This window comes from Bacillus sp. CR71 (genome assembly GCF_003429245.1).
Taxonomy (GTDB): Bacteria; Bacillota; Bacilli; order Bacillales; family Bacillaceae_G; genus Bacillus_A; species Bacillus_A thuringiensis_S.
This window is the reverse complement of the sequence record NZ_CP031748.1, coordinates 5,913,544-5,913,878: the sequence shown is the minus strand read 5'-3', so window position 1 is coordinate 5,913,878 and position 335 is coordinate 5,913,544. Positions and strand designations below refer to the sequence as shown.

Sequence of the window (335 nt, the reverse complement as noted above, 5' to 3'; positions counted from 1 at the left end):
TCATAGAAATAACGTGTTACTTGACCATTTACACTCTTTTCAATACGACGATTATCCTCGTCATACTTATAAGTTGCAAATGCATTGCTTTCACCTTGTTTTGTAATCGCTACAAGTTGGTCATCTTCATTCCATGTATACTTGTACTTTCCATCAGATGTACGATTGCCATTCGCATCATACGTTAACGATTCGTTTCCGAATTTTACAAGCTGATTTCCTTCATTGAATGTTGCCGCTATAGACTTTGTTTCTTTACCATTCTCTACAACTTTCACACTTGTACGGTTTCCAAATCCATCATATGTGTATGATTTAGTTGTTCCGTTTGGTAG

At 36.1% G+C, this 335-nt stretch carries 1 pseudogene; it reads right to left on the bottom strand.

The window, feature by feature from the left end:
* Positions 1–335: pseudogene (locus DOS87_RS29850) on the bottom strand (hypothetical protein); the annotation flags it as partial.